This window comes from Mesorhizobium sp. M5C.F.Cr.IN.023.01.1.1, assembly GCF_003997585.1.
Classification (GTDB): domain Bacteria; phylum Pseudomonadota; class Alphaproteobacteria; order Rhizobiales; family Rhizobiaceae; genus Mesorhizobium; species Mesorhizobium wenxiniae.
Genome location: NZ_RZSU01000012.1, coordinates 18,738 through 39,857, shown reverse-complemented (window position 1 = coordinate 39,857; position 21,120 = coordinate 18,738). Strand labels below are relative to the sequence as shown.

Here is a 21,120-nt window from a genome sequence, read left to right as displayed (position 1 = left end):
TCGGCTCCTGTCCTGACGAAGACGTAGGAAGACTATTCGGCGGCAGCAAGGCGGGCCGCGCGCACGCCTTGCGAAAGCCCGCTGACCAGCGTGGCGACCGCCTCGGCCGGATCGGCGGTCTTTTCGCCCTTCGGCCCCAGAACATTGGCGACCGCATTGACGATCGCGGTGCCGACGACGACGCCGTCGGCTGACGCCCCGATGATGCGTGCCTGCTCGGCGGTCTTTACGCCGAAGCCGACGCAGACCGGCAGGTCGGTATGCCCCTTGATGCGCGTGACCGCCGCCGCCACCTTGTCGGTGTCGGCAAGCGCCGAGCCGGTGATGCCGGTCATCGACACGTAATAGACGAAGCCGGAGGTGTTCTGCAGCACCTTGGGCAGGCGCCTGTCGTCGGTGGTCGGCGTCGCCAGGCGGATGAAATTGATGCCGGCCTTCAGTGCCGGAATGCACAATTCTTCGTCCATTTCCGGTGGCAGGTCGACGACGATCAGCCCGTCGATGCCACTGGCCAGCGCATCCCTGAGGAAGCGGTCGACGCCGTAGATGTAGATCGGATTGTAGTAGCCCATCAGTACGATCGGCGTTTCATTGTCGGCGGCACGGAATTCCGACGCCATCTTCAACGTCTTGACCAGCGTCTGGCCGCCTTTCAGCGCGCGCAGGGCGGCCGCCTGGATCGCCGGGCCGTCGGCCATCGGATCGGAAAACGGCATGCCCATTTCGATGATGTCGGCGCCTGCCTTGGGCAGCGCCTTCATGATCGACAAGGCAGTGTCGTAGTCCGGGTCGCCGCTCATGAAATAGGTGACGAGCGCCGGGCGGCCCTCGGCCTTGAGCTTGGCCATGCGGCGGTCGATGCGGGTGGTCATGATCAGATCTCCATGCCCAGCATATTGGCCACCGTATGCACGTCCTTGTCGCCGCGGCCGGACAAATTGACGATGACGATCTGGTCCTTGTCCATGCCGGGTACAATCTTCACCGCATGCGCGATGGCATGGGCGGATTCGAGCGCCGGGATGATGCCTTCGACGCGTGTCGTCAGCTGGAATGCCTCCAGCGCCTCGTCATCGAGGATTGGCACATAGTCGACGCGGCCACTGTCGCGCAGCCAGGAATGCTCCGGTCCGACGCCCGGATAATCGAGGCCGGCCGAGATCGAATGCCCGTCCATGATCTGCCCGTCGGCGTTCTGCAGGAGGTAGGTGCGGTTGCCGTGCAGCACGCCGGGCGCGCCAGCGCTCATCGAGGCGCAATGCTCGATGCCATCGAGGCCGCGGCCGCCGGCCTCGATGCCGATGATGCGAACCTCTTTGTCGTCGAGGAAGGGATGGAACAAGCCGATGGCGTTCGAGCCGCCGCCGACGGCGGCGATGATCGTGTCCGGCAGCCGGCCTTCCTGCTCCAGGATCTGGGCGCGCGCCTCGGTGCCGATCACCGACTGGAAGTCGCGCACCAGCTCCGGATAGGGGTGCGGGCCGGCGGCGGTACCGATCAGGTAATAGGTGTCCTCGACATTGGTCACCCAATCCCGGAGAGCTTCGTTCATGGCGTCCTTGAGCGTACCGTGACCGGCGGTCACCGGCCGCACCTCGGCGCCGAGCAGCTTCATGCGGAAGACGTTCGGACTTTGCCGGGCGACGTCGGTAGCGCCCATGTAGACGACACACGGAAAGCCGAAACGCGCCGCAACGGTGGCCGACGCCACGCCATGCTGGCCGGCGCCGGTCTCGGCGATGATACGCTTCTTGCCCATACGCTTGGCCAGCAGAATCTGGCCGAGGCAGTTGTTGATCTTGTGCGAGCCGGTGTGGTTCAAATCCTCGCGCTTGAAGTAGACCTTCGCGCCGCCGCCCAGACCCTTCGCCGAGGAAACCTCGCGAAGATGCCTGGTCAGGCCTTCGGCGAAATAAAGCTTCGACGGCCTTCCGGCATAGTGGGTCGAAAGGTCCGTCAGCTCGGCCTTGAAATCCGGGTCGTCCTTAACCTCGTTCCAGTGCCGCTCCAGGTCGAGGATCAGCGGCATCAGCGTTTCGGCAACGAAACGACCGCCGAAGATGCCGAACATGCCCTGTTCGTCGGGTCCGGTGCGGAAGGAATTGGGTATCGCCGGCTTGTTCATCGCCTACTTCTTGTTTTGGAGCATGTCCTTGTCGGAAAACCGGTTTCCACTTTTCCGGGACATGCTCTGGGTTCTATCCTTCAGGCTGCGCGTGTATCCCGCGCGGCTCTGACAGCCCGGAAAAACTGTTCGATCAGCGCCGGATCCTTGACGCCCGGCGCGCTTTCCACGCCCGAGGAAATGTCTAATCCGGGCGGGTTGGCAAGCCGAAAAGCGTCGCCGATATTGGCGGCGTTGAGCCCACCGGAAAGCATGTAATCGACGCCTGCGTCAAGGCCGGCCAGAAGGCGCCAGTCGAAGGCAATGCCGTTGCCGCCCGGCAGTTCCGAACCTTTCGGCGGCTTGGCGTCGAACAGGAAACGGTCGGCAATGCCAACGAAGGGTGTTATCCGCTCCAGATCGGCAGCCTCGCTGACCGGCAGCGCCTTCATCACCGGCAGGCCATAGCGGGCCTTGATCTCGGCCACCCGCTCGGGTGTTTCCGAGCCATGCAGCTGCAGCATGTCCGGGCGCATTTTTTCGACGATTTCATCCAGAAACGCATCGCCGGCGTCGACCGTCACGGCAACCGCCTTGGCCTTGCCGATTGCCGCTTCGCGCAAGCGGCCGGCTTCCGCCGGCTCGACATAGCGCGGGCTTTTGGCAAAGAAAATAAAGCCGACATGGCTGGCGCCGCCGGCCAATGCCGCGGCCAACGCCTTGCCGGTCTTCAATCCGCATATCTTGATGTCAAGCGCCATGACGCGGGGATTGGCACGAAACGGCAAAAGAGTCGAGAAAAAGCGCCATGTTTGCCACCAGCGCTGAACGCGCTACCTTACTTCAGACAGCACAGGCGGGAGCAAACAAGCATGGCAGACCAAACCGTCGCCCAACTCAGGCAAAAGCTCGCGCAGGCCCGCGAGGTCATCGCGCATCTGATGGACAAGGCCGCCTTCAATGGCGCCGAGGCACACCGCGCGCTCGACTATTTCAGCAACGATGCCTTCGAGAAGAATTTCTTGCCATGGCCGCGCCATACCGACGAGGGCTTGCGTCCTGAAGAGCTCAACGCCGCCAACGACGACTGATCGGGCGATCTACTCGAACGTGATCGCTTGCAGCACGCCGCCATTGCGCTTGAGCCAATCCTTGCAGCGCTCGGTGTCGGGGCAGAGCTGCTCGCACAATTTCCAGAATTTTGGGCCGTGGTTCATCTCCTTGAGATGCGCCACCTCATGCGCGACGAGGTAGTTTATGACCGGTCGCGGCGCCATCATGATGCGCCAGGAGAACGACAGGTTGCCCTCCGACGTGCACGATCCCCAGCGGCTCGACGTGTCCTTAAAGCGGATTGCCTTGGCGCGCTTGCCGACCGCCCCGGTATGCTTGACCACCAGCGCCTCGATCTCGCGCTTGGCTTCGCGCTTGAGAAAATCGGCGATGCGGCGCGGCAGGTGCACGCGATCGCCATGCACGATCATCAGCGGACCGCGTTCGTCGCGCGACAGCGTCACGGTCCCGCGTTTTGAAGGCTCATGAACGATGCGATGCGGCACGCCGCGCACCGGTATCTTGATGCCCGGCCGCACCTGCGGCCGGTTGGGCACCTTGGCCAGCCGCTGCTCCAGCCAGTCCTGATGGCGATCGAGAAATTTTTCCACTTCGCCTCGGCGCAGGCCCGGCGGCACGGTGATGCGCAGACCACGTCCGCCGGAATCGATGCGCAGCGTCAGGCGCCGTGCCCGGTCGCTCTCGACGATCTTGAGCGGCAGCGTGCGGCCGGCAACACAATGCTCCCGCTCCACGACGGGGGCGGGCCTGGGTTTGGTCAGGTGGCGGAAGAAGCCGAATGACATGGCGGGACGATACGTGATTCGAGGAAAACGAATAGAACAAAAACGAAACGGCGCCGCTGACGCGACGCCGTTTTTGATTATTTATATCAGGCCAAGTGCGTTACTCGTCCAGTAGGCCTGGCGTGGATTTGCCACCGTTGCCAGTCCCCGTCGAGCCGGTCGATCCACCAGTTGTAGGAGATGTCGGCTTGTTGCGGTTCGCCATGAAGCGATCGAACTCTTCCTGGTCTTTGGCGCGACGCAATTCCCTGGCATATTCGTCGAACTCGCTCAGCATCTCGTCGAGCTTGCGGCGCTCTTCATTGAGCCGCTCGAGTTCCTTTTCGCGCCAGTCGTCGAAAGCGACATTGCCGGTGCGGGCGGAGCCGTGGCCCCAGCGCGCCGCTCTGTCGGAACCGCGGCGGCAGCCGGCGAAGATGCCGTCGGTCGCGCGGTTGACGTCGCGCTTGAAGCCGTCAAGCCGGTCGCCCCAGATGATGTAGGCGAGCATGGCGAGGCCGAGCGGCCAGAACACCATGAAGCCGATCACCATCAGTGCGATGGTCGCCGGCGTCCAGGCCGGACGGATCAATGCAGATGTGTTCATTTTCTCCCAATCCTTCAGTTGGAGACAGCCAATCCCGGCTGCGTGGAATCGAAATGGGATGGGAAAAACGGCGATTCAAGACAGTGCCGGCCAAAACCGGACAAGCGGCTGAAATGATTATCGCTTTTTGAGGGTTTCGAGGAAAAGCACGACCAAACCGGCGATCAGCCCCCAGAATGCCGCGCCGACGCCGAAAAGCGTCAGCCCCGAGGCGGTGGCGGCAAAGGTGACGGTGGCGGCCATGCGTTCGCTCTCCTCCTTCAAGGCAATCGACAGCGCGTTGGCGAGCGGCGCCATCAGCGCCAGCCCGGCCACCAGCACGATCAGGCTCTGCGGCAGCACGGCGAAGATCGCCACCAGCGAGGCGCCGAAAATGGCGAAGACGAGATAGGCAAGCGCGTAGAAGGGACCGGTCTTCCAGCGCTCGCCCGGATCGGGATGCACATCGGGGCCGGTGCAGATCGCCGCAGAGATCGCCGCAAGATTGGTGGTCGAGGCCCCGAACGGCGCCGACAGCAGCGAAAGCAGGCCGGTGACGCCGATCAGCGGGCCAGGTTCCGGGTGATAGCCCGCGGCCCTCAGCACGGCGAGGCCGGACAGGTTCTGCGAGGCCATGGTGACGAGATAAAGCGGCAGCGCCAGGCCAATGATCGCCGTGACGGTGAACTGCGGCGCAATCAGCGTCAACGTCGAAAGTTCCGGGGTCGGCAGGCCACCGACCCGGCCGGTGATGAAGGCGGCAGCGCCGCCGCCGACCAGCACCGCCAGCACCGAGAGCGCCGGATTGAACAAGCGGATGACAAAGAAGGCGGCGATCAGCGGCAGGATCAGCCACGGGTCGACGGGAATGGCCTTCACCGCATTGATGGCGAAGGTGACGACGATGCCGGCCAGCATCCCCGACGCGACCGAGGCCGGTATCCTGGCGATCAGCTTGGTCAGAGGCCTGAACAGGCCGGTGGCAATCAGCAAAATCCCGGTGACGATGAAGGCGCCGACGGCCTCGCCGATCGAAAAGCCGCTCGATGCCGCGATCAGCGCCACCCCCGGCGTCGACCATGCGGCGATGACCGGCATCCTGGTGCGCCATGACAGCCACAGGCTCTCGATCGCCATGGCGAGGCAGATCGCCGTCACCCAGCTCGCGGTTTCGACCTGCGTCGCGCCGACCGCCTTGGCGGCGGCGATGACGATGGCCAGCGTGCCGCCGAAGCCGACAATCGCCGCGACGAAGGCGGATACCGGAATGGAAATGCGCATGTCCCTAGCCTGCCTGCCGCACCATGGCGTCGACCGCCCGCACCAGCATGTCGAGATCCTGAGGCCGCGACAGGCGGTGGTCGCCGTCGGGGATCAGCGACAGCGTGACGTCGTCGGCCGGCAGCAGGCCGACCAGTTTCAGCGCATGGCTCGGCGGCACGTCGGCATCGGCCAGCCCTTGCAATATGTGGACGGGGCAATGGGTGTCGATCGGCCCGTTCATTGTCAGGTTGTTGCGGCCATCCTCGATCAGCGCTCGGGTGTAGATGTAAGGCTCGGCCGAATAGTCCGACGGCTCCGCGAAAAAGCCCTTCTTGGCAAGATCGCGCTTCTGCGCTTTGGTCAGCGCCGGCTCGACCAGCTCTGCGGTGAAATCCGGCGCCGGCGCCAGCAGCACCAGGCCGGCGATGCGGTTCTGGCCTTCCTTGTGCAATTCTTGGCGCAATTCCTGGATCATGCGCAGCGCGATCCATGCGCCCATCGACGAGCCGACCAGGATTTGCCTGCCTTGCGTGAAATGGCGGAAGACAGCGAGGCTTTGCGAAAGCCATTTCGAGACGGTGCCGTCGGCAAAGGCGCCGCCCGATTCGCCATGACCGGAATAGTCGTGGCGCAGGAATGCCCGGCCTTGCCCGCTCGCCCATTCCGCCAGCTTCTCGGCTTTGGTGCCCAGCATGTCCGACTTGTAGCCGCCGAGCCAGACAATGCCTGGCGCGGCACCCGCAGCGCGCCTGACAGCGATGCTGGTTCCGTCGACATCGAGAAAAACCGGTGCGGTCACGGCGAACTCCTCACGCAAGTCTTTTGACACAGCTGGCGGTTCAACGAAAAGTGCTCGGCAAGTTTCTTCGTTTGGTACAGGCAGAAGTCAGGGAACAGGGTGATTTCCTGTGAACGCTGTGCTATTGACTCCGGCCGCGCGCTCACCACATTGGCGCGTTCGCAATCTGAATTAAAAATCCTGAACGAAACGGCTCAAGGAGACCACGACCATTCGCAGACCTTTCAAAGCAACGGCGCCCACCAAGGAGGGCCCGCGCTCCAACCGTGACATCCGGGTTCCCCGGGTCCAACTTATCGACGCCGAAGGCCACAACCATGGCGATGTCTCCATCAATGACGCATTGCTGCTCGCCGAAGAGGCTGGGCTCGATCTGGTCGAGATATCGCCCAACGCAGTGCCGCCCGTCGTAAAAATTCTCGATCTCGGCAAGTTGAAATACGCCAACCAGAAGAAGGCGGCCGAGGCGCGCAAGAACCAGAAGGTCATCGAGATCAAGGAGATCAAGATGCGCCCAAACATCGACAGCCATGACTACGAGACCAAGATGAAAGCGGTCCGGCGGTTTTTCGAGGAAGGTGACAAGGTCAAGCTGACATTGCGCTTTCGCGGCCGCGAGATGGCGCATATGGAACTCGGCATGCAGCTTCTGAATAAAGTTCGTGAGGAAGTGGCGCCCATCGCCAAGGTCGAAGCCGAACCGAAACTCGAAGGCCGCCAGATGATGATGGTGCTGGCGCCCCGCTAAAGCGATCCCGTCGAAAGCAAAGGCCGCTTCGGCGGCCTTTTGTTTGTTTTGTCTTCGCCATGATTTCTCCGCAAGTTGCATCGACAAGGATTCGGGTTGCCGGTCCTCGCGGCGAAAGGATTGTCCCATGGCCGCTGCGGCACGTTCTCCGATTGAACAGTCGTTCGACGAAATGGGCCGCTATCAGCGGCGCCGGCGCGTCCTGCTGGCGCTGCTGATTGGTGCTTTTTGCGCTTTGCTGATCTTCGGCGGCTCCACGCACGATGAACTAGGCCACGAACGCATAGAGGGGCAGTACGGGATCGCCCTGATACTGATCGGGATCGGCGGCAGGCTCTGGTCGATCCTCTATATCGGCGGCCGCAAGTCGACCGAAGTGGTTGCCACCGGGCCATATTCGGTGATGCGCAACCCGCTGTATTTTTTTTCCACCGTAGCGGCCGCCGGCATCGGCGCCCAGACCGGCAGCGTGATCGTCTCGGTGGCGTCGGCGGTTTTGTGCGCGGCCGCGTTCTACATCGTCACGCTGCGCGAGGAACGGCATTTGACGACCGTGCTCGGGGCGCCGTACAAGGACTACATCGCACGGGTGCCGCGATTTTTTCCCAATCCCCGACTTTTTCGCGATCAGGCCGAAGTCACCTTCACACCGCGCATCTTCAATCACACGCTGCGCGACGGCTTGATGTTCCTGGCTTCCATACCGTTTTTCGAACTCATCGAGTCCGGACAGGAAAGCGGTGTAATTCCCGTCCTCTTCTGGCTGTATTAGCTGCGGATGACGGCAAAAGAGGCGACATGCATTAAATACGCCTGAATCATCCTGCAAAGGCGTCCCGGCGATCGGCGGGGGCGCCTGTTTTCTTGGCCAGGCGCTGCGATCGCCGGCGAAGTTCCTCGACGATCGGATTCCCGACATGCTTAATGAAGTTAAATCGGCGCGCGCCGAACAAGCGCAGGCCAAGCGTGCGCTGGGCAGGTATCAGCACGCACGCAGGATGGTGCTTGCCGCCCTCGTGGTCGTCATGTTCGCAGCGCTGCTGTTTGGCCAGTCTGCTTTTCCTCCCGAAAGCGTGCCGCACGAAACGATCGAAATGGTCGGCGTCCTGCTGATCTTTCTCGGCATTGTCGGGCGCTTGTGGTCAACGCTCTATATCGGCGGACGCAAATCCTCCGAGGTGGTTACCGGCGGACCCTATTCGATCACCCGCAATCCGCTCTATGTCTTCTCCTCGATAGCTGCCGCCGGCGTCGGCGCGCAGATGGGCTCGATCACTGCGGCGATCGGCTTCGCGGTGATTTGCGCCGCCGCCTTTTATGTCGTCATCGTGCGCGAAGAGAAGTTCCTGAAGGAGGCCTTCGGTGCTCCATTCCAGGCGTATATGGCGCGGGTGCCGCGCTTCTTCCCGAAGCTTTCGCTGTATCAGGAAGGCGACACCGGCAGCTTCAAGCCGCGCCTGCTGCGGACGACGCTGCTGGACGGACTGGTATTCCTCGTTGCCCTGCCGTTTTTCGAATCGATCGACGGCGCCCAGCAATCGGGCATACTGCCGGTGCTGTTCCGTTTCCCATAGGCACAGGGTGTTGCGCGCCGGCCCGCTTTGACGTATAGCACCGCCGTTCCCAAAAACCGCCCGGCAGGGCATGCCGTGGCGGTTTCATTTGCTTTTCGGGCTTTGGTCGGCCTGAAGCGAACAAAAAGCGCGATGATGCGCACATAAACGGAGTAGCAAAATGCCCAAGATGAAGACCAAGTCAGCCGCTAAGAAGCGGTTCAAGATCACAGGTACGGGTAAAGTCCTGTCGGCTGCGGCCGGCAAGCGTCACGGCATGATCAAGCGTTCCAACAAGTTCATTCGAAATGCCCGCGGCACGATGGTTCTGGCTGAACCGGATGGCAAGAAGGTCATCAAGAATTTTCTGCCGAACGGCCTCTAGGGCATTCGGTCTGGACAACGTTTTAAGGAGATCATGACATGGCACGCGTAAAAAGAGGCGTCACTTCGCACGCCAAGCACAAGAAGGTCCTGAAAGCCGCCAAGGGTTTTTATGGCCGCCGCAAGAACACGATTCGCATCGCCAAGCAGGCGGTGGAAAAGTCGCTGCAGTACGCCTACCGCGACCGCAAGAACCGCAAGCGTTCGTTCCGCGCTCTCTGGATCCAGCGCATCAATGCCGCGACCCACGAGCATGGCCTGACCTATGGCCGCTTCATCGACGGTCTCAACAAGGCCGGCATCGAGATCGATCGCAAGATCCTGTCGGACATGGCCATCCACGAGCCGCAGGCATTTGCCGCACTTGTGGCCAAGGCCAAGGTCGCGCTCGAATACCTCAAGAACACCACGCCGAACGCTTTTGAAAGCGCTGTAGCCTAACCAGCGCCTTCCCAAGCACTTCGACACTTGATTTGGGAAACCCGCGCTGGCAGGGCTGGCGCGGGTCTTTCTTTGCCTCCAATCGGGCCTGAAACATGAGTGACATGGAAACCCTCGAAAATTCCCTGATGACCGACATCGCGTCGGCCGCCGACGAGGCCGCGATCGAAGCCGTTCGCGTCGCAGCGCTCGGCAAGAAGGGCTCGGTCTCAGACATGCTGAAGACGCTCGGCTCGATGAGCGCAGAAGAGCGCCAGATAAAAGGCCCGGCTATCAACGGCCTCAAGAACCGCATCACCGAGGCGCTTACCGCGCGCCGCGCCGAGCTGAAGGACGTGGCGATCGCGGCACGGCTCGCGGCGGATAAGGTCGATGTCACATTGCCTGTGCGGCAATCGCCGGCCGAGCGCGGTCGCATCCATCCGATCAGCCAGGTCAGCGATGAGATTGCCGCGATCTTCGGCGACCTCGGCTTTGCCATCGCCGAAGGTCCCGATATCGAGACCGACTATTACAATTTCACCGCGCTGAATTTCCCGGAAGGCCATCCGGCGCGCGAGATGCACGACACCTTCTTCTTCCAGCCGGACGAGAAGGGCGAGCGCAAGCTTTTGCGCACCCACACCTCTCCGGTGCAGATCCGCACCATGGAGGTGCAGAAGCCTCCGATCCGCATCGTCATCCCCGGAAAAACCTACCGGCAGGACTCCGATGCCACCCATTCGCCGATGTTCCATCAGGTCGAGGGACTGGTGATCGACAAGACGGCCAATGTCGCCAACATGAAATGGGTGCTGGAGGAGTTCTGCAAGGCCTTCTTCGAGGTGCCGCAGGTCAAGATGCGCTTCCGGCCGTCCTTCTTCCCGTTCACCGAACCCAGCATGGAGGTCGACATCCAGTGCGACCGTTCGCGGCCGGGCGAAGTGCGCTTCGGCGAAGGCTCCGACTGGATGGAGATCCTCGGCTGCGGCATGGTCCACCCCAACGTGCTCCGCTACGGCGGGCTCGATCCCGACGAGTATCAGGGCTTTGCCTGGGGCATGGGCATCGACCGCATCGCCATGCTGAAATACGGCATGCCGGACCTGCGCGCCTTCTTCGACGCCGATGTGCGCTGGTTGTCGCATTACGGCTTCCGGCCGCTCGACATGCCGACGCTATTCGGGGGCTTGAGCGCATGACAGCGGCCCACACCGGCGGCTGCCGTTGCGGCGCCGTGCGGTTCGAGGCTTCGGCCGAACCGCACCATGTCAGCTATTGCCATTGCGGCGATTGCCGGCGGGCCAGCGGCGCGCCGCTGTCGGCTTTCGTCGGCTTCATGACCGAGCAGGTCGCCTTCACGGGCAAGGCGCTGAAGATGTTTGAGAACGGGTCGGTGACGCGCTCCTTTTGCGGCGTCTGCGGCTCGCCGATCGCCTATGTCGACGAGCGGCTGGCCGACCATATCTATTTCGTGCTCGGCGCCATGGACATGCCGGCCTATTTCAAACCGACGCACCATGCCCATGTGCGCGAGCAACTGCCCTTCCTGCACATGCCGGACGACTTGCCGCGCCATTTGAAGACCAGCGTGCCCAGACCATCAGACGGAACACAGTCATGAAACTCACCCTCTCCTGGCTCAAGGATCATCTCGAGACCGACGCCTCGCTGGCCGAGATCGTCGAGCGGTTGACCTCGATCGGCCTCGAAGTCGAGCATGTCGACGACAGGTCGAGCCTGAAGCCGTTCGTCATCGCCAAGGTGCTGACGGCGGTGCAGCATCCCGACGCCGACCGGCTGCGCGTGCTGACGGTCGATACCGGCGACGGCAAGGCCCCGGTGCAGGTCGTCTGCGGTGCGCCCAACGCCCGCGCTGGCCTGATCGGCGCCTTTGCAGCACCCGGCACCTATATTCCCGGGATCGACGTGACGCTGGCGGTCGGCAAGATCAGGGGTGTCGAAAGTCATGGCATGATGTGCTCCGAGCGCGAGCTGGAGCTTTCCGAAGAGCATGACGGCATCATCGACCTGCCCGCCGATGCGCCTGTCGGCGCCAGCTACGCCGCCTACGCGCATCTCGACGATCCGGTCATAGAGATCAATTTGACGCCGAACCGTCCGGACGCGACCAGCGTCTATGGCATCGCCCGCGATCTGGCGGCGAGCGGTCTCGGCCGCCTGGTCGGCGGCGCGATCATGCCGCATGCCGGCGACGGCATGTGCCCGGTCAAGGTGAATATCGAAGCACCGGAGCTCTGCCCGGGCTTCGCGCTCAGGCTGGTGCGCGGCGTGAAAAACGGCCCGTCGCCGAAATGGCTGCAGCAGCGGCTGATCGCCATTGGGCTGAGACCGATCAGCGCGCTGGTCGACATCACCAACTACGTCACCTTCGACCGCGGCCGGCCGCTGCATGTGTTCGACGCCAACAAGGTCGCCGGCAATCTTACCGTGCGCAGGGCGCGTGACGGTGAAAAGGTGCTGGCGCTCGACGGCCGCGAATACACGCTGACGCCTGACATGTGCGTCATAGCAGACGAGGACGGCGTCGAATCGATCGCCGGCATCATGGGCGGCGAGCATTCCGGCTGCGACGAGAACACCACCGACGTGCTGGTCGAATCCGCACTTTGGGATCCGATCACCACGGCGCGCACCGGCAGGACGCTAGGCATCATCAGCGATGCGCGTTACCGGTTCGAGCGCGGCGTCGATCCTGAATTCATGGTGCCTGGGGTGGAACTGGCCACCAAGCTGGTGCTGGATTTCTGCGGCGGGACGCCGACCGAAACCGAAGTCGTCGGCTATGCCGGCCATGTCGAGAAGATCGTTTCCTTCCCGTTGTCGGAAGTGAAGCGGCTGACCGGCATCGAGGTGCCCAGGGACGAGAGTCTCGCCATCCTTTCGCGCCTCGGCTTCAAACCGGAAGGCGTGGGTGATGTCATCAATGTCGCCGTGCCATCCTGGCGGCCGGATGTCGACGGCAAGGCCGACCTGGTCGAGGAAGTCATGCGCATCCATGGCATCGACAATATCGCCCCGCAGCCGCTCGGCGCGCATGATGCCGTCAATGCCAAGATCCTGACCACGCTGCAGGTCCGCACCCGCGCCGCCAAGCGGGCGCTGGCGGTGCGCGGCATGATGGAGGCGGTCACCTGGTCGTTCATTCCGGCAAAACATGCCGAACTGTTCGGCGGCGGCGGGACAGCACTCAAGCTCGCCAATCCGATCGCCACCGACATGTCCGACATGCGGCCGTCGCTGCTGCCGGGCCTGATCGCCGCCGCCCAGCGCAATGCCGACAAGGGCATCGGCGATGTCGCGCTGTTCGAAGTATCGGGCACCTATGAGGGCGATGCGGCCGACCAGCAGCGACGCGTCGCCGCCGGCGTTCGGCGCGGCACGGCCAAGCTCGAAGGCTCCGGCCGTCATTGGGCCGGCAATGCCGGTCCGGTCGGCGTTTTCGACGCCAAGGCCGACGCGATCGCAGCGCTCGAAGCCTGCGGCGCGCCGGTCGAGCGGCTGCAGATCGAGGCCGGCGGCCCGGCCTGGTATCATCCCGGCCGTTCCGGCACGATCAAGCTCGGACCTAAAGTCATTTTGGGAACGTTCGGCGAATTCCACCCTAAGACGCTGGAGGAACTGGACGTCTCCGGGCCGCTCTGCGGCTTTGAGGTGTTTATCGATGCCGTGCCCGAGCCGAAGGCCAAGCCGACGCGGACAAAACCGAGGCTGGAGCTGTCCGCCTTCCAGGCGGTCAAACGCGATTTCGCCTTCGTCGTCGACAAGGCAGTCGAAGCCGGCACGTTGACCCGTGCCGCCCTTGCCGCCGACAGGAAGCTGATCACCAACGTCTCGGTCTTCGACGTGTTCGAAGGGGCATCGCTCGGCGCAGCCAAGAAATCGATCGCCATCGAAGTGTCAATCCAGCCGATCGAAAAAACGCTGACCGATGAGGATTTCGAAGCGCTGGCAAAGCGCATCGTCGAGAATGTGCACAAGCAGACCGGCGGCGTGCTGCGGGCATAAATTTGGATTGGAAACAAAGAAGGGGCGCCGGAGCGCCCCTTTCGAATTTTCATCCAGCCGCTGTCTATCCGTTGACCAGCGCCAGCATCTCTTCGGTGTAGCGCTTGCCGGTGACCTTCTCCGGCGACAGCGCGTCGCCGATGGCCGCCACCTCGGCTTGGCTCAGCGCGATCTGTGCCGCTGCCGCGTTCTGCTCCAGATGGCGGATCTTGCGAGCGCCAGGGATCGGCACGATGAAATCGCCCTGATGCAGCACCCAGGCGAGCGCCAGCTGCGCCGACGTCACGCCCTTCTGGGCCGCCATCGTCTCCAGCGCGGCGATAACAGCCGCATTGGCTGCCATGGCGTCGGCCTGGAAGCGCGGCAGAGTGAGGCGCCAATCGCCGGCGCCGAGAGCCTCTGGCTTGGCGATCGTCCCGGTCAGCAGGCCGCGACCGAGCGGGCTGTAGGGAACAAAGCCGATGTCGAGTTCACGGCAGACGGCAAACACCTCTTCTTCCGGATCGCGGCTCCACAGCGAATATTCGCTCTGCACGGCTGATATCGGATGCACGGCATGCGCCCGGCGAATGGTCGCCGCACTCGCTTCCGACAGGCCGAGCGCGCGCACTTTGCCCTCGCGCACCAGCTCGGCCATGGCGCCGACCGTATCCTCGATCGGCACATTGGGATCGACGCGATGCTGGTAGTACAGGTCGATCACCTCGGTGCCCAGCCGCTTCAATGAGGCTTCGGCGACCGCTTTGACGTTTTCGGGGCGGCTGTCGACACCGGCCATGCGCTCGACGCCATTGCCTTCTTCGAGGATCTTGAAGCCGAATTTTGTCGCGATCGTCACCTGATCGCGCACCTGCTTCAACGCCTTTCCGAGCAGGATCTCGTTCTCGTAGGGGCCATAGACTTCGGCCGTGTCGAAGAAATTGACGCCGATCTCGACGGCGCGGCGCAGCGTGGCGATCGCGTCGGCCTCCGCCTGGCCGCCATAGACGAAGCTCATCCCCATGCAGCCGAGGCCGACCGGATAGACGTCAAGTTCATTTCCAAGCTTGCGGGTTTGCATTACGCGCCTCCTTGTTGTGATGCGACGGAAATAGCGTCTTGCACCGCGTTCGATAACCAGCTCTCATTCGCACGGGCTGTTCTAAAAAACAGATCAATGAACCGTACTCACCTCTCACAGCTTGCAGTGTTGGCAACCGTCGCCCAGTGCGGCAGCTTTCGTGGCGCGGCCAGGGAACTGGCCATTGCGCCCTCCGCAGTCAGCCATGCGGTTTCCAGCCTGGAAGCGCGTCTTGGCGTGCGGCTCCTGGCGCGCAGCACGCGCAGCGTCGCCCCGACCGAGGAAGGCGCACAGCTGCTCGAGCGGCTGAGGCCGGCGTTGTCCGAAATCGACCTCGCCCTGGAATCGGCGGTCGAGGCGCGAGACCGGCCGGCCGGCAATCTCAGACTGACCGTGCCGCGCACCGCAGCCCACCTGGCGCTGACGCCGCGGCTCGGCGCCTTTGCGTCGGCCTATCCCGACATCGTGCTGGAGATCGTCATTGAAGATCGCTTCACCGACGTGGTCGAAGGCGGCTTCGACGCCGGCGTCCGGCTCGGCGAGAGCCTGCAGCGCGACATGATCGCGGTGCGCATCGGGCCAAACCTTCGCGGCGCCGTCGTCGGCGCGCCATCCTATTTCGCGACCATGCCCAGACCGCGCCATCCACACGATCTTGCCGGTCACCGTTGCATCCGCTTCCGCTTCTCCAGCGGCATCCTCTACCGCTGGGAATTCGAGAAGGACGGCGAGGAGATCGAGTTCACGGTGCAAGGGCCGCTGATCCTCGACGAGGACCATCTGATCGCCAATGCGGCGATCGACGGCGCCGGCCTTGCCTTCGTGTTCGAGGACTATGTTCGCAATGGCATTGCCGACGGCAAGCTCATTCGCGTGCTGGAGGACTGGTGCCCGCCCTTCGACGGTTTCTTCGTCTACTATCCGAGCCGCCGCCAGATGCGGCCGTCGCTCAGGGCGTTTGTCGATTTCTTCAAGACGGCGGGATAGACTGTTGGCAGTGGAAGAAAGCCGGGGCCGCCGGCGTTTGCTGGCCATGCCCGCATTGATCACAAACGACACCACCCGCTATGGCTGGGCGGCAATCGTCCTTCACTGGCTGATCGCGGCGCTCTTCATCGGCCAGTTCATGCTCGGCGTCGTCATGGTGCGGGTATCCAGCCAGCGCACCGCCTTCGAGCTGATCCAGCTGCACAAATCCCTGGGCTTTCTGCTGCTCGGCCTGGTGATCCTGCGCATCGCTTGGCGGCTCGGCAATGCGGTGCCGGCGCTGCCGCGCTCGGTCGGGCGCTTTGAGCGCCGGACGGCGGCGCTCGTCCATTTCGCGCTCTACGCGTTTCAGCTCGCGCTGCCCCTGTCCGGCTGGGCGCTGGTGTCGGTGTCGATGCTGGAGATTCCGAGCGTGCCATTCTACCTGTTCGTCATACCGGACCTGCCACTCGCGGAATCGGACCCGGCGGAAAGCTTCTGGACGTCGGTGCATTGGTATCTCGCCTATGCCGGCATCGGACTTGTCGCCCTGCATTTCGCCGCGGCGCTGCGCCATCATTTTTGGCTGAAGGACACGGTGCTGACGCGCATGATCACGCCTTCGTCGGATCACAACGCGGAATAGAGTGGGCGGCTGATTCGTTGGTGGGGCGAGGGCGCTAAAAAGCGTTGCCTCCAAAAAAGGATCACGCCCATGGTTGCGCGCGTCTTCGGATTTGCGGCGGTCGCCGCTTGCCTTGCCGTGCCTGTTTTCGCGGCGGTGGCGCTCAGCGACGCTGCCGGCAGCTACACGATCAGCCCGGCCGGTTCCAGCATCCGTTTCTCCGTCGGCAAGGCCGGCGGCGGCGGGCTCGCCGGCGCCTTCGCCCGCTTCAAGGGCAGCATCCGTATCGACAACAGCAATATCGGGCGCTCCCAGGTCAATATCACGATCTTTCCCGAAAGCGTCGGCACCGGCCAGCGCCGCGTCGACGCCTTCCTCCGCTCCGACGCGGTATTCGACGCAGCCAACAACCCGGAAATCCAGTTCCGCTCGATCAGCGTGAAACGCACCGGCGACACGTCAGCCCTTGTCACCGGCCGGCTGACGGCGCGCGGCAAGACTTTTCCGGAAAAGTTCACCGCCGAGCTCGCCGGCCTCAAGGCAGGCACGATCAGATTCCATGTCACCGGCCAGGTGCTGCGGTCACGCTACGGCATGGATGTCGGCACGCCGATCTATTCGAACGTTGTCGACTTCGACATGACGCTTACAGGTAGAAGGGGATAGCCTTTGCAGGACCCAAGCTCTGCGGAGGGCAGCGCCGGCACCCGAACAAGCCGCAGACGATCGCCTTACTCCCTGCCATGCTTCGCATTGGCTTTTCCGCCGATTTCAGGCAAACCTCGACGTCTGCATTAAAGATGGAGAAGCCTGATGTTCCGATGGGGTGTTTTGTCGACGGCCAAGATCGGCCGCGAGCATCTTTTGCCCGCAATAGTCGAGGCGGAGAACGGCGTGCTGTCCGCGATCGCCAGCCGCGACATTTCGAGGGCCCGTGCCCTGGCCGATCGTTTCGGCGCCCCCCATGCCTTCGGTTCCTATGACGAGCTGCTCGCATCCAAGGACGTCGACGGCGTCTACATCCCGCTGCCGACCGCGCAGCATGTCGAATGGACCGCCAAGGCGATCGAGGCCGGCAAGCATGTTTTGGTCGAAAAGCCGCTGGCCCTCGATGCCAAGGACATTCCGCCGCTGATCAAGCTGCGCGACGCCAAGAACGTGCTCGTCTGCGAAGCCTTCATGGTCGTCTACCACCTGCAATGGATCAAGGTGCGCGAGCTGATCGCCAACGGCGCCATCGGCCGGCTGCGCCATGTGCAGGGTGCGTTTTCCTACTATAATGTCGATCCAAAGAACATGCGCAACCAGCTCGATCTCGGCGGCGGCGCGCTGCCCGACATCGGCGTTTACCCGACGGTATCGACGCGTTTTTCGACGGGCAAGGAGCCGCTGCGCGTCCAGGCGACGATCGAGCGCGACAAGACGTTCGGCACCGACATCTACTCTTCGATCCGCGCCGATTTCGGCGACTTCGAACTGTCGTTCTACCTGTCGACGCAGATGGCGGCGCGGCAGGTGATGGTGTTCCACGGCGAGAAGGGCTTCATCGAGGTGCTTTCGCCGTTCAACGCCGGGATCTACGACCATCATCGCATCGAGCTGCACAACCAGAACCACAGCGAGGCGCAAGTGTTCCGCTTCCCCGGCATGCAGCAATACCGGCTGGAGGTCGAGGCCTTCGCGCGGGCGGCACAGGGCGGCACCGACCGCGTCTTTACGCTGGAAGAGTCGGTGCTCAACCAGAAGGTCATCGACGCCATCTTCCGCGCCGGCGAGAAGGAAGGCTGGGAGACGGTCTGACGATCCGTCAAAGCCGGGAGGAGAGCCGGGGGAGGAGGGAATGGCTGACGATGCCGATGTGATCATTGTCGGCGCTGGCCTCGCCGGCCTCGTCGCCGCGGCGGAACTGGCCGAGGCCGGCAAGAAGACCATCATCGTCGACCAGGAGCCGGAACAGTCGCTCGGCGGCCAGGCGTTCTGGTCGCTTGGCGGCATCTTCCTCGTCGATTCGCCCGAACAGCGGCGCATGCGCATCCGCGATTCGCATGATCTGGCGCTCGAGGACTGGCTGGGCACCGCCGCCTTCGACCGCCCGGAAGATCTCTGGCCGCGCCGCTGGGCCGAAGCCTATGTCGGCTTCGCCGCTGGCGAGAAGCGTTCATGGCTCATGCAGCGCGGCATAAAGTTCTTTCCGGTGGTCGGCTGGGCCGAGCGCGGCGGCGGCAATGCCGTCGGCCACGGCAATTCGGTGCCGCGCTTCCATATCACCTGGGGCACTGGACCCGGCGTGCTCGACCCGTTCGTTCAGCGCGTGCGCGAGGCCGAGAAAAGCGGGCTGATCCGCTTCAAGTTCCGCCACCGGGTCGACGAACTGATGCGGACAGGCGCTGTCGTAAACGGCGTGCGCGGCGACATTCTGGTGCCGAGCGATGTCGAGCGCGGCCGCAAGAGCTCACGCGATATCGCTGGCGATTTCGAGCTCAAGGCGCAAGCGGTCATCGTCGCTTCCGGCGGCATCGGCGGCAATCCCGAGCTTGTCCGGAAAAACTGGCCGCAGCGGCTCGGCGCGCCGCCCAGGCGCATGATCTCCGGCGTTCCCGACCATGTGGACGGCCGCATGCTGGCGATCACCGAGGCGGCCGGCGGCAGCATCATCAACCGCGACCGCATGTGGCACTATGTCGAAGGCATCAGGAACTGGGCGCCACTCTGGACCGACCATGCGATCCGCATCCTGCCCGGCCCGTCGTCGCTGTGGCTCGACGCCCGGGGCAAGCGGCTGCCGGTGCCGCTCTATCCCGGCTTCGACACGCTGGGCACGCTCAGCCACATCATGAGCACCGGCTTCGACTACTCCTGGTTCATCCTGACCAAAAAAATCATCCAGAAGGAGTTCGCGCTGTCGGGCTCCGAGCAGAACCCCGACCTGACTGGGAAAAGCTGGCGCCAGGTGCTTGGCCGCGCAACGTCAGGCGTTCCCGGTCCGGTGAGGGCGTTCATGGAGAAGGGCGCGGATTTCATCGTCGAGCCCGATTTGCCGGCATTGGTCGCCCGCATGAACGCACTAGTCGGCGGCGAGCCGCTGCTTGAGCTCAGCAAGGTCGAGCGCGAAATCCGCGCCCGCGACCGGCAGCTCGACAATCCGTTCTCCAAGGACATGCAGATCACCGCCTTGCGCGGCGCCCGCGCCTATCTCGGCGACCGGCTGATCCGCACGGCCAAGCCGCACAAGATGCTCGATCCTGCCAATGGCCCGCTGATCGCAGTCAGGCTCAACATCCTGACCCGCAAGACGCTGGGCGGCTTGCAGACCGATCTCGACAGCCGCGTGCTGGACGCCGAGGGCCAACCGGTTGAAGGACTGTATGCCGTCGGCGAAGCCGCCGGTTTCGGCGGCGGCGGCATGCACGGCTATGCCGCGCTGGAAGGTACGTTTCTCGGCGGCTGCATTTTTTCCAGCCGCAGCGCCGGCCGCGCCGCGTCACGCGGGGTAGGGTGAGAGGCAGAGCAATCGCTTCTGAGCAATTCTGGACGTCGGCGCTGCCCCTCACCTGCCTGGCGGCATCCTCTCCCCGTATAGTGACGGGGAGAGGGACGCTCTCATCAGAGGTTCGCCAATATCCAACATTGTAGAATGTGCGCCAAGATTGCGGCCAGCCCCTTCTCCCCGTGGCTATACGGGGAGAAGTGCCCGGCAGGGCGATGAGGGGCAGCGCCAGGATCGGCAATAAGCCCTGAGCGATCGTCCTGAGAGGAACGCCGCGCAGCCGTGGTCCCGGCTACAATGGCGGCTATCTCTCACCAGATCCATTCACCCCGCCCCAGAACCGCCACGGCGTCGACGATCCGGGTAAAGCTCGAGCGGGCGCGGCCGACCGTATGCCTGGCTCTGAGATAGCCATGCACCAGACCCGGCTCCTCCAACCAGAAGGCGTATCCCTCCGCCGCGACGATGCGATCGCGATAGGCCTCGCCGTCCGACGACAGCGGGTCGCATTGCGCGGTGATCAGCACGGTCGGCGGCAGATTGGCAAAATCGGCGTCGGCCAGCGGCGACAGCGTGAGATCGCCGGTGCGGTCTTCGCCGCCGGTCCTGATATTCGTGTAGAAATCGAGGTCGCGCACCGTCAGCATCGGCGCCTCGGCATGGGTCACGTAAGAGCCTTGCGAGCGGTCGCCGCCAAGGCCGGGATAGATCAGTACCTGGCTGATCGGCCTTCGCGCATGGCCGCGTGTTGCGTGGCTGACCGCAGCGGCGAGATTGCCGCCGGCGCTGTCGCCGCAAAGCAGGATCGGGCGCTTGTAAGTCGTCGCCGCCCATTCGAAGGCGCTGATGGCATCGTCGAAGGCGGCCGGATGAAGATGTTCCGGCGCCAGCCGGTAGTCGACCGAAACCACTTCATAGCCGGTGCGGCCGCAAAGCTCGGCGCAGATATCGTCATGGCTGTCGAGCCCGCCGAGAATAAAACCGCCGCCGTGGAAATAAAGCACCATCGCCGCCGCTTCGGGCGCCGGGGTCCGATAGATGCGGATCGGGATCGGATGCGAGGGCGTCACAATGGCGGTGGTTTCCGCCGTAACCCCTTGCGGATAGCCGGCAGAGAACTCGCGGCACATGCGGTCGTAGATTTCGCGCTGCTGATCGATCGTGTAGTCGATCGTATCCGGTGGATAATAGGAATTGGTCCGCTCGATGAATGCCCAGGTCTCGGCGTCGATCAGCTTTTTGTAGTCGGTCATGGGAA

The 21,120-nt window shown here is 63.4% G+C and carries 23 protein-coding genes; 14 read left to right on the top strand and 9 right to left on the bottom strand.

The window, feature by feature from the left end:
- Positions 1 to 32: 32 nt before the first annotated feature.
- The 3 genes from trpA to EOA78_RS07450 form a co-directional block, all read right to left on the bottom strand.
- Positions 33 to 872: a tryptophan synthase subunit alpha gene (gene trpA, locus EOA78_RS07460; RefSeq protein ID WP_127314560.1), complete on the bottom strand. Its 840-nt coding sequence runs from the start codon at positions 870 to 872 to the stop codon at positions 33 to 35.
- Between the two features lie 2 nt (positions 873 to 874).
- Positions 875 to 2,125: a tryptophan synthase subunit beta gene (gene trpB, locus EOA78_RS07455; protein WP_127314559.1), complete on the bottom strand. Its 1,251-nt coding sequence runs from the start codon at positions 2,123 to 2,125 to the stop codon at positions 875 to 877.
- 80 nt (positions 2,126 to 2,205) lie between these two features.
- A complete protein-coding gene (locus EOA78_RS07450) occupies positions 2,206 to 2,865 on the bottom strand; it encodes a phosphoribosylanthranilate isomerase (protein WP_127314558.1) in 660 nt (219 codons plus the stop codon).
- 111 nt (positions 2,866 to 2,976) lie between these two features.
- Between EOA78_RS07450 and EOA78_RS07445 the strand changes: the two genes are divergently transcribed.
- Positions 2,977 to 3,195 (top strand): hypothetical protein, encoded by a 219-nt coding sequence (locus tag EOA78_RS07445; protein WP_065011512.1) that lies wholly within the window; start codon positions 2,977 to 2,979, stop codon positions 3,193 to 3,195.
- Between the two features lie 9 nt (positions 3,196 to 3,204).
- On the opposite strand, the gene EOA78_RS07440 is transcribed toward EOA78_RS07445, so the two are convergent.
- The 4 genes from EOA78_RS07440 to EOA78_RS07425 all read right to left on the bottom strand — a co-directional run bounded on the left by EOA78_RS07440 (position 3,205) and on the right by EOA78_RS07425 (position 6,590).
- Entirely contained in the window at positions 3,205 to 3,963 is a 759-nt protein-coding gene (locus tag EOA78_RS07440; RefSeq protein ID WP_127314557.1) for a M48 family metallopeptidase, read from the bottom strand.
- Positions 3,964 to 4,063: 100 nt separating this feature from the next.
- Positions 4,064 to 4,549 (bottom strand): DUF2852 domain-containing protein, encoded by a 486-nt coding sequence (locus EOA78_RS07435; RefSeq protein WP_029347463.1) that lies wholly within the window; start codon positions 4,547 to 4,549, stop codon positions 4,064 to 4,066.
- A 117-nt stretch (positions 4,550 to 4,666) separates the two neighbouring features.
- Positions 4,667 to 5,809 (bottom strand): benzoate/H(+) symporter BenE family transporter, encoded by a 1,143-nt coding sequence (locus tag EOA78_RS07430; RefSeq protein ID WP_127314556.1) that lies wholly within the window; start codon positions 5,807 to 5,809, stop codon positions 4,667 to 4,669.
- A gap of 4 nt (positions 5,810 to 5,813) precedes the next feature.
- On the bottom strand, positions 5,814 to 6,590 hold the full coding sequence (locus EOA78_RS07425) for an alpha/beta hydrolase (RefSeq protein ID WP_127314555.1): 777 nt from the start codon (positions 6,588 to 6,590) through the stop codon (positions 5,814 to 5,816).
- A 211-nt stretch (positions 6,591 to 6,801) separates the two neighbouring features.
- On the opposite strand from EOA78_RS07425, the gene infC reads away from it, so the two are divergent.
- The 8 genes from infC to pheT all read left to right on the top strand — a co-directional run bounded on the left by infC (position 6,802) and on the right by pheT (position 13,724).
- Positions 6,802 to 7,338, top strand: a complete 537-nt coding sequence (infC, locus tag EOA78_RS07420; protein WP_077374810.1) for a translation initiation factor IF-3 — start codon at positions 6,802 to 6,804, stop codon at positions 7,336 to 7,338.
- A 127-nt stretch (positions 7,339 to 7,465) separates the two neighbouring features.
- Positions 7,466 to 8,110 (top strand): isoprenylcysteine carboxylmethyltransferase family protein, encoded by a 645-nt coding sequence (locus EOA78_RS07415; protein ID WP_127314554.1) that lies wholly within the window; start codon positions 7,466 to 7,468, stop codon positions 8,108 to 8,110.
- Positions 8,111 to 8,255: 145 nt separating this feature from the next.
- Positions 8,256 to 8,912, top strand: a complete 657-nt coding sequence (locus EOA78_RS07410; RefSeq protein ID WP_127314553.1) for an isoprenylcysteine carboxylmethyltransferase family protein — start codon at positions 8,256 to 8,258, stop codon at positions 8,910 to 8,912.
- Positions 8,913 to 9,072: 160 nt separating this feature from the next.
- Positions 9,073 to 9,276, top strand: a complete 204-nt coding sequence (gene rpmI, locus EOA78_RS07405; protein ID WP_006201248.1) for a 50S ribosomal protein L35 — start codon at positions 9,073 to 9,075, stop codon at positions 9,274 to 9,276.
- A 38-nt stretch (positions 9,277 to 9,314) separates the two neighbouring features.
- Entirely contained in the window at positions 9,315 to 9,716 is a 402-nt protein-coding gene (rplT, locus tag EOA78_RS07400) for a 50S ribosomal protein L20 (RefSeq protein WP_006201247.1), read from the top strand.
- A gap of 95 nt (positions 9,717 to 9,811) precedes the next feature.
- On the top strand, positions 9,812 to 10,897 hold the full coding sequence (pheS, locus tag EOA78_RS07395; protein WP_127314552.1) for a phenylalanine--tRNA ligase subunit alpha: 1,086 nt from the start codon (positions 9,812 to 9,814) through the stop codon (positions 10,895 to 10,897).
- On the top strand, positions 10,894 to 11,319 hold the full coding sequence (locus tag EOA78_RS07390) for a GFA family protein (protein WP_127314551.1): 426 nt from the start codon (positions 10,894 to 10,896) through the stop codon (positions 11,317 to 11,319). Before pheS ends, EOA78_RS07390 begins: the two co-directional genes overlap by 4 nt.
- Complete coding sequence (pheT, locus tag EOA78_RS07385) at positions 11,316 to 13,724, top strand: phenylalanine--tRNA ligase subunit beta (RefSeq protein ID WP_127314550.1); 2,409 nt, start codon at positions 11,316 to 11,318, stop codon at positions 13,722 to 13,724. The genes EOA78_RS07390 and pheT overlap by 4 nt, the downstream gene beginning before the upstream one ends.
- Positions 13,725 to 13,788: 64 nt before the next feature.
- On the opposite strand, the gene EOA78_RS07380 is transcribed toward pheT, so the two are convergent.
- Positions 13,789 to 14,784 carry an aldo/keto reductase gene (locus tag EOA78_RS07380; RefSeq protein WP_127314549.1) on the bottom strand — a complete coding sequence of 332 codons (996 nt, stop codon included), beginning with the start codon at positions 14,782 to 14,784 and terminating at the stop codon, positions 13,789 to 13,791.
- Positions 14,785 to 14,880: 96 nt separating this feature from the next.
- Here EOA78_RS07380 and EOA78_RS07375 point away from each other — a divergent pair, with 96 nt between their 5' ends.
- From EOA78_RS07375 to EOA78_RS07355, 5 genes are all read left to right on the top strand, one after another.
- On the top strand, positions 14,881 to 15,771 hold the full coding sequence (locus tag EOA78_RS07375; RefSeq protein WP_127314548.1) for a LysR family transcriptional regulator: 891 nt from the start codon (positions 14,881 to 14,883) through the stop codon (positions 15,769 to 15,771).
- Between the two features lie 46 nt (positions 15,772 to 15,817).
- Positions 15,818 to 16,396, top strand: coding sequence for a cytochrome b (locus EOA78_RS07370; protein ID WP_127314547.1), 579 nt, complete (start codon positions 15,818 to 15,820; stop codon positions 16,394 to 16,396).
- A 69-nt stretch (positions 16,397 to 16,465) separates the two neighbouring features.
- Entirely contained in the window at positions 16,466 to 17,041 is a 576-nt protein-coding gene (locus tag EOA78_RS07365) for a YceI family protein (RefSeq protein ID WP_127314546.1), read from the top strand.
- Between the two features lie 147 nt (positions 17,042 to 17,188).
- Positions 17,189 to 18,175, top strand: coding sequence for a Gfo/Idh/MocA family oxidoreductase (locus EOA78_RS07360; protein WP_127314545.1), 987 nt, complete (start codon positions 17,189 to 17,191; stop codon positions 18,173 to 18,175).
- Positions 18,176 to 18,215: 40 nt separating this feature from the next.
- Entirely contained in the window at positions 18,216 to 19,874 is a 1,659-nt protein-coding gene (locus EOA78_RS07355; protein ID WP_127314544.1) for an FAD-binding dehydrogenase, read from the top strand.
- Between the two features lie 299 nt (positions 19,875 to 20,173).
- On the opposite strand, the gene EOA78_RS07345 is transcribed toward EOA78_RS07355, so the two are convergent.
- A complete protein-coding gene (locus EOA78_RS07345; RefSeq protein WP_127314543.1) occupies positions 20,174 to 21,115 on the bottom strand; it encodes an alpha/beta hydrolase in 942 nt (313 codons plus the stop codon).
- Positions 21,116 to 21,120: the final 5 nt, after the last annotated feature.

What these genes read in the sequence shown, in the direction of transcription:
- trpA (WP_127314560.1), bottom strand. Translation starts at nt 872, where the DNA reads ATGACCACCCGCATCGACCGCCGCATGGCCAAGCTCAAGGCCGAGGGC.
- trpB (WP_127314559.1), bottom strand. Translation starts at nt 2,125, where the DNA reads ATGAACAAGCCGGCGATACCCAATTCCTTCCGCACCGGACCCGACGAA.
- EOA78_RS07450 (WP_127314558.1), bottom strand. Translation starts at nt 2,865, where the DNA reads ATGGCGCTTGACATCAAGATATGCGGATTGAAGACCGGCAAGGCGTTG.
- EOA78_RS07445 (WP_065011512.1), top strand. Translation starts at nt 2,977, where the DNA reads ATGGCAGACCAAACCGTCGCCCAACTCAGGCAAAAGCTCGCGCAGGCC.
- EOA78_RS07440 (WP_127314557.1), bottom strand. Translation starts at nt 3,963, where the DNA reads ATGTCATTCGGCTTCTTCCGCCACCTGACCAAACCCAGGCCCGCCCCC.
- EOA78_RS07435 (WP_029347463.1), bottom strand. Translation starts at nt 4,549, where the DNA reads ATGAACACATCTGCATTGATCCGTCCGGCCTGGACGCCGGCGACCATC.
- EOA78_RS07430 (WP_127314556.1), bottom strand. Translation starts at nt 5,809, where the DNA reads ATGCGCATTTCCATTCCGGTATCCGCCTTCGTCGCGGCGATTGTCGGC.
- EOA78_RS07415 (WP_127314554.1), top strand. Translation starts at nt 7,466, where the DNA reads ATGGCCGCTGCGGCACGTTCTCCGATTGAACAGTCGTTCGACGAAATG.
- EOA78_RS07410 (WP_127314553.1), top strand. Translation starts at nt 8,256, where the DNA reads ATGCTTAATGAAGTTAAATCGGCGCGCGCCGAACAAGCGCAGGCCAAG.
- rpmI (WP_006201248.1), top strand. Translation starts at nt 9,073, where the DNA reads ATGCCCAAGATGAAGACCAAGTCAGCCGCTAAGAAGCGGTTCAAGATC.
- rplT (WP_006201247.1), top strand. Translation starts at nt 9,315, where the DNA reads ATGGCACGCGTAAAAAGAGGCGTCACTTCGCACGCCAAGCACAAGAAG.
- pheS (WP_127314552.1), top strand. Translation starts at nt 9,812, where the DNA reads ATGAGTGACATGGAAACCCTCGAAAATTCCCTGATGACCGACATCGCG.
- EOA78_RS07390 (WP_127314551.1), top strand. Translation starts at nt 10,894, where the DNA reads ATGACAGCGGCCCACACCGGCGGCTGCCGTTGCGGCGCCGTGCGGTTC.
- pheT (WP_127314550.1), top strand. Translation starts at nt 11,316, where the DNA reads ATGAAACTCACCCTCTCCTGGCTCAAGGATCATCTCGAGACCGACGCC.
- EOA78_RS07380 (WP_127314549.1), bottom strand. Translation starts at nt 14,784, where the DNA reads ATGCAAACCCGCAAGCTTGGAAATGAACTTGACGTCTATCCGGTCGGC.
- EOA78_RS07375 (WP_127314548.1), top strand. Translation starts at nt 14,881, where the DNA reads ATGAACCGTACTCACCTCTCACAGCTTGCAGTGTTGGCAACCGTCGCC.
- EOA78_RS07370 (WP_127314547.1), top strand. Translation starts at nt 15,818, where the DNA reads ATGCCCGCATTGATCACAAACGACACCACCCGCTATGGCTGGGCGGCA.
- EOA78_RS07365 (WP_127314546.1), top strand. Translation starts at nt 16,466, where the DNA reads ATGGTTGCGCGCGTCTTCGGATTTGCGGCGGTCGCCGCTTGCCTTGCC.
- EOA78_RS07360 (WP_127314545.1), top strand. Translation starts at nt 17,189, where the DNA reads ATGTTCCGATGGGGTGTTTTGTCGACGGCCAAGATCGGCCGCGAGCAT.
- EOA78_RS07355 (WP_127314544.1), top strand. Translation starts at nt 18,216, where the DNA reads ATGGCTGACGATGCCGATGTGATCATTGTCGGCGCTGGCCTCGCCGGC.
- EOA78_RS07345 (WP_127314543.1), bottom strand. Translation starts at nt 21,115, where the DNA reads ATGACCGACTACAAAAAGCTGATCGACGCCGAGACCTGGGCATTCATC.